Origin of the sequence: Salipiger sp., from assembly GCF_048261495.1 — a bacterium.
Taxonomy (GTDB): Bacteria; Pseudomonadota; Alphaproteobacteria; order Rhodobacterales; family Rhodobacteraceae; genus Salipiger.
On record NZ_JBLXFX010000024.1, the window covers coordinates 1 to 9944 of the forward strand.

Below are 9944 nucleotides of genomic sequence, written 5' to 3' on the forward strand. Positions count from 1 at the left end.
TGCTGTCGCCCGTTGATTTCGAGATCAGACAGCAGAAACCGAAAGAGGCAGGTGTCTAGAAAACTAGGGGCACCTCAGAGGCAGGTGTCTAGAAAACTAGGGGCACCTCAAAATCCAAGGGCTACCTCGCACTAAATATGGTAAGGCGCAGATCACTTTGCTTCCTGCCCCGACCAACATCGAGGGAGCACTCTTGGGAGGTACATGGGATGCTCGCCTTCGTTTCCCTCGGAATTCTTGTAGGATCGATTGCTGGCTGTTGCGCTTGGTTTCTGGGATTCGGCATCCTCGGGGCCTTGATCGCTCATGTCTTACTGGGGGCGCTGGGAATTTCCCTAGGAGCATTATGGGCTTGGCTCTCCCAAGAGCCGGGACCGCCTTGATCAGCCGCAATCGGATATGCCTCTAGACCTCATGAGGTAGCAGGGTTGCAAAATTTCTTGATGATGACCTGCCCCCCGGAACGTCCCTCAGTTTAATGTAGAGTTTGCTTCATCACGAAGGAGCAGACGACATGAGGAAAAGCCGCTTCACCGAGGCGCAGATCATTGGGATGATCAAGGAGCAAGAAGCCGGAATGGCGACGGCGGAGGTCTATCGCCGTCACGGTCTCAGCCCGGCCACGTTCTACAAGCTCAAGGCCAAGTATGGGGGCATGGACGTGTCTGATGCCCAGAGGCTGAGGGCGCTGGAGGACGAGAATGGCAAGCTGAAGCGGCTCCTGGCGGACGCCATGCTCGACAATGTCGTGCTGAAGGATCTCTTGGGAAAGCCCTGACGACACCGAACGCGCGGCGGGACGCGGTGCTGAGGGCGGTGCGAGACCATGACATCTCGCAACGCCGGGCCTGCGTTCTGGTCGGTGTCGATCCGAAGACGGTGCGGCGCGAGCGGCCGCCCGACAATCTGGAGATCCGCACAGCGATGCAGGAAATCGCCGCCGTGCGCCGGCGGTTCGGCTATCGGCGCATCGGGCTGCTGCTGGAGCGCAGGGGCATGCTGATGAACCCGAAGAAGCTGTATCGGCTCTACCGCGACGAAGGGCTGTCGGTCAGGCGGCGAAGGGGGCGCAAACGGGCACGTGGCACACGCACGCCGATGCCCTTGGCCCTGATGCCGAACCAGCGCTGGTCGCTGGACTTCGTGGCGGACACGTTCGGGGCGTCGCGCAAGTTCCGGATCCTGGCGGTGATCGACGATTGCTGCCGCGAGAACCTGTGTCTGGTCGCCGACACCAGCATCTCGGGCGCGAGGGTGGCCCGCGAACTGGATGCGCTGGTCAGGATCTATGGCAAGCCGGCTTGCATCGTTAGCGACAATGGGACCGAGTTCACCAGCCGAACGATCCTGAAATGGGCCGAGCAGAACGACGTCGCCTGGCACTACATCGATCCTGGCAAACCGCAGCAGAACGCCTTCATCGAGTCGTTTAACGGCAGCCTGCGCGATGAACTGTTGAATGAGGAGATCTTCGACACCCTGGACGACGCGCGCCGCAAGATCGCCCTCTGGCGCTATGACTACAATGCCGTCAGGCCGCACTCCTCGCTCGACAACCTGACGCCGCTCGAAGCGCGCCGGACGCTTGCGCTCCCTGATGGCTCTGCGCCCGGCGCGCTTGCCATGAAACCACCCGCCGACTACCAATCTCAAACCGGCAGACTCTCGTTATGAACGAGGGACCAACGGGGGGCAGGTCAATGAAGCTGATCACGAGAACGGCCTTCCCCGCCTCTCCCCCCATTTCCGGCAAAAGCCGAGGAAGGCCATTTCGGCGTTGCGGGGGACTTCGGAGGCCCATTGCCGCCATTCCTGTTCGATCATGCGCACGTCCCAGCCGGGGGCGGCTTCGCGGGCCATGTCGTAGACCTCGGGGTCGAGGGGCGGAATGGTGACGAGGTCCGAAGCGTCGGGGCCGACCGTGCCGCGGGAGCGCACCACGAGGTGGTCCTTCTCGTCGTCGATGCGGATCTGGTAATCCGGCATGTGGTTGTATTCCTCGTCCTCCTTGGCGATCGCCGCGACGAGGCGGCGGAATTCGCGCAGGGTCGAGCCCGAGCCGCATTTCTTCTGCAGCACCTCCATCGAGACGCGCCATTCCTTCTGGCGCCCGCAATGCTTGCGCGACAGTTCGTAGACCCGCCGTTCCAGCGGCTTGCGCAGACGGAAGTATTCGCGCGAGAGCGTCAGCACCTCCTGGGCGCGGATGGCGTTGAACACCCAGTCGCTGAGCTTGACCTCGACCTCCTGCATGCGGCCGTCGCGGGTTTCGCGGACGATCTTCGCGCGTTCGATTAGGCCGAAGGTCTCGAAGATCTCCTTGCCGCCGGTGGTGATGTTGGTCGAGATCCGGGTGCCGGCCAGCCGCTCCATCGCCGCCTTGAGCAGCGAGTAGCCGCGCCCGGTGGTCATGCGGTTGGTGGCCTTGAGCAGATCGGCCGCCTGAAAGCGGATCACCTGCTGGGGCTCGCGCCCCTCGTTCATGCCCTTGATGAGGCTGGAGATGCAGTAGATCAGGATGTCGCGGTCGTGCACCGTGGCTAGCCCGTCGACCGAAGGCTTGATCTCGACCGTGTTACCGTTGTGCTCATACTTTCGCGGCCGGGTGTCCGGCTTGGTGGAAAGCGAGAAGATCGGGTGTTCCATCGAGCCGACGTCGCCCTTGGGCGCGGCGTCGAGGATGTCACAGACGAAGAAGTCGCCCTGCGGATGGCGGTCCGGGAGCAGCGGATAATCGGTGGTCATGGAATCCCCAGCTTCGACACTTCACACACGCAGCAACCTATAACGACACTTCACACACGCCAAGTAGAAAACGACACTTCACACACGCCCACTTCGACATTTCACACACGCTTTGCCAGCAAGATTGGGGCGACGGACAGAAAAGACGAGGCGCTTATAGGCGGAAACAAGTGATTGATTCGCGAATCGGAGGGAATCACCACTTTACCCACGGTGAATCACCACTTTACACACGCAGAATCACCACTCTGCACACGGGGGGTGTCAGGAAGTGGCTGATATTGAATGAAAAAACAGGTCTCCGAAGGACCGTAACACTATATTTAACACATATTTAACACCCTGTGCCTCGTAATTGGCCAGAGCGGAGGGCGGAAATGGGCGGTCAGCGGAGATTCCTCCAGCGACGGAACGGGGCCTCGAGAGGTGTCAGCCCCCACTCTTCCCCTTGCCGTGGTGGGCTTGGAGAAGCGCGACTGCATGTTCCAACGTTTCGCCGAGGCCCCAGCCCTTCGCGTCGGCGACGGCGCAGAACGCCTCGATGGTTTCGGGCCGCGCCTTGATGTTGAACTGGGCGTTGCGCCCGGTGCGGCGGCGGCGTTGCTGGCGGGCCGGTTGTGCAGTGGTTTTCGGGTTCCCCTCCCCTGTCCTGCTCCTCGGCGCAGGTTCGCGCGAGCGGAAGCCTGTGGCCTCGGCCAGTTCACGGCTGGCCGCACGCTCTTCCGGGGCGGCCTTGGGGCGCGGTTTCGGCTTCGGGGTCCATTCGGCCGGGTCGAAACCGTCGAGCTCATCTCCGAACCCGAGGTCGGCGCGATTCCCCATCAGCCCGCCTCCGCCAGCCGCGCGGCCTTGAGCCGGGCCAGCACTTCTCCGGCGAAGGCCCGGGCATTGGCGCGGGCCTTGTCGACATTGCTGACCAGCGCCGGATCCAGCGCCGAAAGCGTGCCGCCGTAGTCGAAGAGGTCGCGGAAGGCGGCGCGTTCGACGATCGGTGTGCTGAACACCTCGATCCCGGCGCGGGCCAGCTGGGCCTGGACGTTCTTCATGGCGCGCGAGGTGACCGCGGCGCTGGTCCGGGTCAGGGCCACTGCGTGCGGGATCGAGCGGCGCGCCATGCGTTCCTGGTTGCGGATCAGACGGATGGTCTTTGCACCGCCCTTGGCATCCATCGAAGAGCCCTGCAGGGGGATCACCACGAGGTCGGACATGCCGATGGCATTGGCGACCATCAGGCTAGCGGTGCCCTCGAGGTCGACGATGACGAATTGCGATTCCTGCGCCGCCTCGTCGATGCGGTCGACGATGCTTTCCTCGGTGACGTCGCCCTGAATGTCGATGCAGTCGGGCTTGCCCGGCAACGCCCCCCATTGCGAGATCCAGCGTTCCGGGTCGGCATCTATCACCGTGACCCCTGCCCCGCGTTCGGCGAGTTCCATAGCCAAAAGAAGGGCCGTTGTCGTCTTGCCCGCCCCACCCTTGGGGTTGGCGAAAGAAATGACTGGCATGAGACTGCTCCCTCATGTGTTTGTTGTTGTGCGCCCAAGATAGCCGATAGCTACCGCATATCAAGAAGATATCTGAGAAGTATTGGATAGCTATCGGATATTCTTGTGGTAGTGGATAGTTAGCTGATATCTATATAGTAACAATGGGATACTAGATAGCTACTAGTTAAAATTTGGCGGGACGATCTTTGCTCAGCTCATCGACCTGGTCGCAGGGCAGGGATCAGCAACATGGCCAATCCGGCGGCGAGAAATCCCCCGAGATGTGTTTCCCAAGCCAAGCCACCAGTCTCGGTGAACCAGGCTGCCAAATTCAGTGCCGCGAGCAAAATAACGCGAGTAGCCACCATAGCGAGTGTCCGACCCCGGGATGCGCCTTCGTCAGACATCATACGAGCCTCTAGGCCGATCCAGATCGCAATGAGGCCCATGATCGCGCCCGAGGCACCGACCATCGGACGCGAACTTGTTGCGAGAAGGCCAAACCCGATCCCGCCACCAAGTGCCGAAATCGCGAAAAGCAAAGCAAAGCGTGCAGCGCAATATACCCGTTCCAGTTGGAGGCCGAGCCAGGTAAGACACAAAACGTTGCCCAGCAGGTGATACCATCCTGCGTGCAGGAAAGCATAGCTCACGAACATGCTGAATCGTTGAGCGGGGTAAAGCGGTTCCCAGCCATGTAGCAGACCCGCCCAGAACCCACCGTAGTGATAGGCGACGGGACGCCAGTTTGGCGTGCCAAGATACTTTGCATCGGAAAGGTTCAGCACGGCCTCGATCATCGTAAAGGCGAGCACCATGCCCAACCAGACATAGCGCGCCGAAGGAATTCCTACGCGACCGTTCCTTGAAAGCACATCTCTGCCAGACACCCAGACAATCCTTGCTCCGCCACGCAAGTGCCGGTCATACGCGGCCCCGATCCGGGAATCTACCGGGCTCGTCATGCCGGGCAGGGGCGTTCTGTTGGACTGAAGAGAGAGTTGGCGCCCCTCCCATGACATTATCCACCGCGTCTTTAGGGTCCATACGGGGATCAACAAGAGTAGCGGATTTGGCCGAATGCACCCATCAAATTAAAGCGACATAAATCTGTTCCATGGCACTCTCAAAGATGTCCGATAAGTTTATATTATCGGACATCTTTAAGTCTGGTAGGTCGAGGCGGTTAGAGTCGCTTTCTGAGGAGAAAAGCGCCGTGAGTTGCCCGGCCCGTAGACCGGCGTCTCAAGCCCACGCCCGAAGTATCCCTTACAGTCTTGCGGTCTGGCCCGGTCTCCCGCGCTGACGCCGAGGTCCTGCCGCTTCACTTCTAAGATCACCACGATCTCCCTCAGTTCCACCACCTGCGCGCCCTTCCTTTCGCATCTGCAGGGGCAATTCTGCGCCACCGATGGTTCGGGGGCATGCCCCCGGACCATCGGAAACAGCGCCAAACTGGGGAAATTTCATCCATCGCTTTTGAGATTTCGTCCAGCACTCACAGTGCGGCAACGTAAGGTGCCCTTTGCACGGCAACTTTGCGGACCGGAAGTTCGGCCACTGCCCGCGCCAGGATCCGCCCCTTGTTGACCCGTACATGGTAGCTTCTTGATATCAGACACACGGGCCATTCCACGCGCGCCCGAAAACAGCACCCCATCCTGGCATGTGATATCGCCTTCATGGACGATGACGCGGCCGCTTCGGGCGCTGAGGTGCAGCATCGCCTCGACGAACCAAGCGCCCTCAGCGAAGTTATCGGTTTCACTCGGAAAATGGATCAATGCGGCAGGCGATATCCCGTAGCGCAGGGCCTCGACCGGATCGAGGATGTCAGACAACGGGTCGCTGCTGGCGACCGTGTAGAAGCGCGGCAGCCACCCGAACTCGGCGCTGTCTATATCTCACATTAAGCCACACCCATTAATGCAACAGATCCCTCAGAACACAATGGCGAACAGCATCCCGACGATCACGCCGTAGCTCAACAGCAGAACCGCGACATCCAGCCCGCGATCAGTATTCATGCGTCGGTGGTTGCGGAAGCGGGGGGGCGACCGAAACCGGCCGCGGTCGCGGATGATGGACAACATGGAAATGTCTTTCGAAGGGTTCGTTTGATCGCGAGGTAAAGAGGTCTTGTGGCAAGGATGTGGCAAGTGACTGTAAATTAGAAATTTTCGCGCCAAAATTAACGACCGGACTATCTTGTATTAAGGCCTGCCGCATGCCGCGCGGGCCTCGCGGCTAGCGACGTGCCAGATTCGCGTTGTGTTTCGCGCCTCCACTTGGGAGCGGCCAATTTGCGACTGTTTCATATTTTCACGAAATATGGTCGATGCTCGCCACATTGTTGCCAAAATTGACATGAAGAACGCTTTCCCGATGGCAGAAAATTTGTAGAAGGATACTAAAAGATGCTTGAATCACAGAGGGTTCACGCCAACTGCGGTAACTGCACCGAAGGCACACCTTCTTTCGACATGCGTGCCGGTGATGACGGCAATAGCAACGCTTCAAGCGCAAACGCCGGCACGGGAACATTGGTCAACGGAGCCAGATATTTTCGGTCGGCTTCCATGCTGGATGAATACTTCGAGGCACAATTCGCGGCGGCTCAGGATGAAGCTGAGCTGCGCGCAACGATCCGGCTACACCGCACGTTGTTTCATGACGGACTTATCAAGCAGGGGTGAGACCCTGCTATTTGTCCAGCGTCAGCGCTGACGTGGCAGGTTATGGCCGCGCGCGCAGCCTCCGTATCGCGCAGCGGGTGACCATAACCGGGTCTCAGGTCTCATCAGTGGTTTTGCTGAACCACACCGCTGAGGAGACCGGCTATGACCGCCACCCATTCTATCCCTTCGACCGTTCTGGTCGCCATCGATATCTCCAAGCATCGCCTTGAGGTCCTGATCGGGGTGCCGGGAAAATTCTACTTCCGCATCCCCCTAACAGCCTGCTGAATTAGTCCGTCCTCGACGTGGATTGCAGAACTTGATTCACCTCCGGCAGGACGGCGTCGGAGGTGATGATGCGGGGAACGGACGAGAAGTGCGGGTCGCTGTTCAGCTATGTCGACCTTGAAGAGCGCATCCCCGCGCGGCATCCGCTGCGGAAGATCCGGCAGGTCGTGAACGATGCGCTGGCCAGCCTCGATGAGGATTTTGATCATCTCTATGTCGATTTTGGCCGCCCCTTGATCGCGCCGGAACGGTTGATCCGGGCCAGCCTGATCCAGATCCTGTTCTCGATCCGCTCCGAGCGGCAGTTGATGGAACAGATGCAGTATAACCTCTTGTTCCGCTGGTTCGTCGGCCTTGGGATCGACGATCCGGTCTGGGTGCCTACGGTGTTCACCAAGAACCGCGACCGGCTGCTGACCACAGAGATGTCGCGCAAGCTGATGGCTGCGATCCTGGCGCACCGCGAGGTCGCGCCGCTCTTGTCGGACGACCACTTCTCGGTCGATGGCACCTTGGTGAAGGCTTGGGCCTCGATGAAGAGCTTCCAGCCCAAGGCCTCCGACACGCCGCCCGACGACGATCCGGGCGGCCCGCCAGAACCCGATGCTGCCACCGAAGATCACACCGAACCGACCGCATCTGAGAAGCCGATGTCCCGCCCCCACCGCAAGAGCCGCAATGCCGAAGTTGATTTCCGGGGCGAGAAGCGGTCCAATGCCACCCATGCCTCGACCAGCGATCCGGATGCCCGGCTTTACAAGAAGTCCCCGGGCACCGGCGCGATGTTGTGCTTCATGGGTCATGCGCTGATGGAGAACCGCTCGGGCCTGATCGTGCAGGGTGACCTGACACGGGCAGATGGCCATGCCGAACGGCGCGCCGCCCTCGACATGATCCATCGTCATTCCCCCGGATCGACCCGACAGCTGACACTGGGCGCCGACAAGGGGTTCGATGCGGCCGAGTTCGTTGCCGACCTGCGTCAGGCCTGCGTCACGCCCCATGTCGCGCAGAAATCCCGATACTCAGCAATCGACGCCAGAACGACCCGGCACGAGGGTTACGCCCTGTCGATCAAGTACCGCAAACGCATCGAGGAGGCTTTCGGCTGGGCCAAAACCGTCGGCGGCATGGCCCAGACCGTCTATCGCGGCGTTGAGCGGGTGCGCTCCCGCTTCATCCTCACAATGGCCGCCAACAACCTCGCCAGACTGCCCCGGCTGCTGGGAGCGTGACGACGAGAAACCGCAGGGCGCACACACGCCTTTCGAACCCAAATGCGCAAGGCCGGGCAGCAAGGCCTGCAACGAAGGGAAACCGTTCCGGCTCGGCGACTATTTCAGCGCCCTGCTAAGATCGGGGGGGATTACCCCTTCCAACGCGAGTCTGCAGCGTTCGTCAGCTACGAACTGCCACTGCGGATCGGGTTTGAGGCAACTGGCAACTATCACAGGCAGCTGACGCATCACCCCGGTCAGGCCGGGTTCGACCGAGCTCTGGCACCGCATCCTGACGCTTCATTTTCCGAGGCCGAGCGTCGCATGCCAGAACACGTGATCCCAGGTAGAAGGCGGCAAGAACCGCGCACTCTTGAATTCTATGTCAGGGTGGTCGCGCGCCTCGGAGCCTATCTCGACCGCGCGTCGGACGCGCCACCGAAGACGACCGTCATTTGGCGAGGCTTCTCACGCCTCGCCGACTTCGTCGAGGGAGCCCGCACCGCAGCGCCGCCACCAGATACTGATGGGAAACTGCAAGCTACGCCGGCTGCTTACGTTTCGGGAGATCAGGTTACAGATCAACATGCAGGTCGAAAGACGTGCGTAAAGATCGACTACGCAATCAACAGATCGTCCAGGCGCCTTCCGGATGCAACGTGCTCTTTGACCCAGTTGGGTTGACGGCCACGGCCTGTCCAGGTCACTGAGGCTTTCTCGGGATGTCGATATTTCGGAGCTGATATGTTTCGGGACGCTTTCGCATTCAATAGCTCTTTGAGAGAATATCCCATTTCCTTCGCCTTGGCCTCAGCGGCGGCCAAAGCTAATATCTTGTGGCGCCGTTCGAAGCTAGATAAGGCCTCGTCTACATCTTTCCAGAGTTGAATGAGTTCTTCTCTGGAAAGGTTGGTCAGTTCGATGGTGGTCATATTTGTACTCCAAGCTTTTGTGGTTCAGTTTGTAATGTAGGATATACATAACCGCCATACCTTGGCCGCAGAAAAATCCGCTCTAGGGTCAGTATGATCTTATGCATCGCCGGCTCTAGCCTTACCCGACGCGTGTTTCCCCAATACAGACGAAGACACAAGCCTACCCAGAGGCCAGGGGTATCCAAGACTTTAGGTGAGCTTGTGCCTCATTCCGTCATGCTGCTGTTTTCGCTCCTAATCGGGCGAAATGGGCGCGGACCGCTGGCGATACCAGACGATCCGAAGGGACGCGGGTAATCGGTCTCTCGTTGATCGCTTGCCAATTTCCATATAGATTTAGATATTCCTGATAATTGTGCGAATGCACGGCGCTGCACATATTCGATATAGGTCTCTGCGACGGCCCCGTTGCCCAGGACGGCCTCATGACCTTCGGTCTCCAGAGGTAGTAGGTCACCCTGGCTCTGTTGCGCAAATCCCGTGAGGGATTCATCTCGTGAATCCAGAGTGGTAGCTGGGATGCATGAGCAGACCTACATCCCCAACCTACAGGACCAGGAACTGGCCGGCCTACAATGAAGCGCTCAAGCGCCG

At 59.8% G+C, this 9944-nt stretch carries 11 protein-coding genes; 4 read left to right on the forward strand and 7 right to left on the reverse strand.

Features of this window, described 5'->3' with window-relative positions:
• Positions 1-514: 514 nt before the first annotated feature.
• Positions 515-1674 (forward strand): IS3 family transposase gene (locus ACN0RJ_RS22930; protein ID WP_417725810.1). Its coding sequence is split into 2 segments (ribosomal slippage): positions 515-773 and positions 773-1674, totalling 1161 coding nucleotides; the frame shifts between segments, so codons are not numbered across the junction.
• 36 nt (positions 1675-1710) lie between these two features.
• Here ACN0RJ_RS22930 and ACN0RJ_RS22935 read toward each other — a convergent pair.
• The 6 genes from ACN0RJ_RS22935 to ACN0RJ_RS22960 all read right to left on the reverse strand — a co-directional run bounded on the left by ACN0RJ_RS22935 (position 1711) and on the right by ACN0RJ_RS22960 (position 6325).
• Positions 1711-2745 (reverse strand): replication initiator protein A, encoded by a 1035-nt coding sequence (locus ACN0RJ_RS22935; protein ID WP_417725811.1) that lies wholly within the window; start codon positions 2743-2745, stop codon positions 1711-1713.
• A 429-nt stretch (positions 2746-3174) separates the two neighbouring features.
• Positions 3175-3567 (reverse strand): hypothetical protein, encoded by a 393-nt coding sequence (locus ACN0RJ_RS22940; protein ID WP_417725812.1) that lies wholly within the window; start codon positions 3565-3567, stop codon positions 3175-3177.
• A complete protein-coding gene (locus tag ACN0RJ_RS22945; RefSeq protein ID WP_417725813.1) occupies positions 3567-4250 on the reverse strand; it encodes a ParA family protein in 684 nt (227 codons plus the stop codon). The genes ACN0RJ_RS22940 and ACN0RJ_RS22945 overlap by 1 nt, the downstream gene beginning before the upstream one ends.
• A 197-nt stretch (positions 4251-4447) precedes the next feature.
• Complete coding sequence (locus ACN0RJ_RS22950) at positions 4448-5050, reverse strand: rhomboid family intramembrane serine protease (RefSeq protein WP_417725814.1); 603 nt, start codon at positions 5048-5050, stop codon at positions 4448-4450.
• Positions 5051-5698: 648 nt separating this feature from the next.
• Positions 5699-6133 carry a TIGR02186 family protein gene (locus ACN0RJ_RS22955; RefSeq protein ID WP_417725819.1) on the reverse strand — a complete coding sequence of 145 codons (435 nt, stop codon included), beginning with the start codon at positions 6131-6133 and terminating at the stop codon, positions 5699-5701.
• A gap of 39 nt (positions 6134-6172) precedes the next feature.
• Positions 6173-6325, reverse strand: a complete 153-nt coding sequence (locus ACN0RJ_RS22960) for a hypothetical protein (protein WP_417725815.1) — start codon at positions 6323-6325, stop codon at positions 6173-6175.
• A 324-nt stretch (positions 6326-6649) separates the two neighbouring features.
• On the opposite strand from ACN0RJ_RS22960, the gene ACN0RJ_RS22965 reads away from it, so the two are divergent.
• From ACN0RJ_RS22965 to ACN0RJ_RS22975, 3 genes are all read left to right on the forward strand, one after another.
• Positions 6650-6928, forward strand: a complete 279-nt coding sequence (locus tag ACN0RJ_RS22965) for a hypothetical protein (RefSeq protein ID WP_417725816.1) — start codon at positions 6650-6652, stop codon at positions 6926-6928.
• Positions 6929-7072: 144 nt separating this feature from the next.
• Positions 7073-7198 (forward strand): hypothetical protein, encoded by a 126-nt coding sequence (locus ACN0RJ_RS22970; protein WP_417725817.1) that lies wholly within the window; start codon positions 7073-7075, stop codon positions 7196-7198.
• Positions 7199-7266: 68 nt separating this feature from the next.
• Entirely contained in the window at positions 7267-8433 is a 1167-nt protein-coding gene (locus tag ACN0RJ_RS22975) for an IS5 family transposase (protein WP_417725820.1), read from the forward strand.
• A gap of 599 nt (positions 8434-9032) precedes the next feature.
• Here the strand turns inward: ACN0RJ_RS22975 and ACN0RJ_RS22980 are convergent.
• Positions 9033-9347, reverse strand: coding sequence for an H-NS family nucleoid-associated regulatory protein (locus ACN0RJ_RS22980; RefSeq protein ID WP_417725818.1), 315 nt, complete (start codon positions 9345-9347; stop codon positions 9033-9035).
• Positions 9348-9944: the final 597 nt, after the last annotated feature.

Coding starts and splice junctions, on each gene's coding strand:
- ACN0RJ_RS22935 (WP_417725811.1), bottom strand. CDS start 2,745: ATGACCACCGATTATCCGCTGCTCCCGGACCGCCATCCGCAGGGCGAC.
- ACN0RJ_RS22940 (WP_417725812.1), bottom strand. CDS start 3,567: ATGGGGAATCGCGCCGACCTCGGGTTCGGAGATGAGCTCGACGGTTTC.
- ACN0RJ_RS22945 (WP_417725813.1), bottom strand. CDS start 4,250: ATGCCAGTCATTTCTTTCGCCAACCCCAAGGGTGGGGCGGGCAAGACG.
- ACN0RJ_RS22950 (WP_417725814.1), bottom strand. CDS start 5,050: ATGGTGCTCGCCTTTACGATGATCGAGGCCGTGCTGAACCTTTCCGAT.
- ACN0RJ_RS22960 (WP_417725815.1), bottom strand. CDS start 6,325: ATGTTGTCCATCATCCGCGACCGCGGCCGGTTTCGGTCGCCCCCCCGC.
- ACN0RJ_RS22965 (WP_417725816.1), top strand. CDS start 6,650: ATGCTTGAATCACAGAGGGTTCACGCCAACTGCGGTAACTGCACCGAA.
- ACN0RJ_RS22970 (WP_417725817.1), top strand. CDS start 7,073: ATGACCGCCACCCATTCTATCCCTTCGACCGTTCTGGTCGCCATCGAT.
- ACN0RJ_RS22975 (WP_417725820.1), top strand. CDS start 7,267: ATGCGGGGAACGGACGAGAAGTGCGGGTCGCTGTTCAGCTATGTCGAC.
- ACN0RJ_RS22980 (WP_417725818.1), bottom strand. CDS start 9,347: ATGACCACCATCGAACTGACCAACCTTTCCAGAGAAGAACTCATTCAA.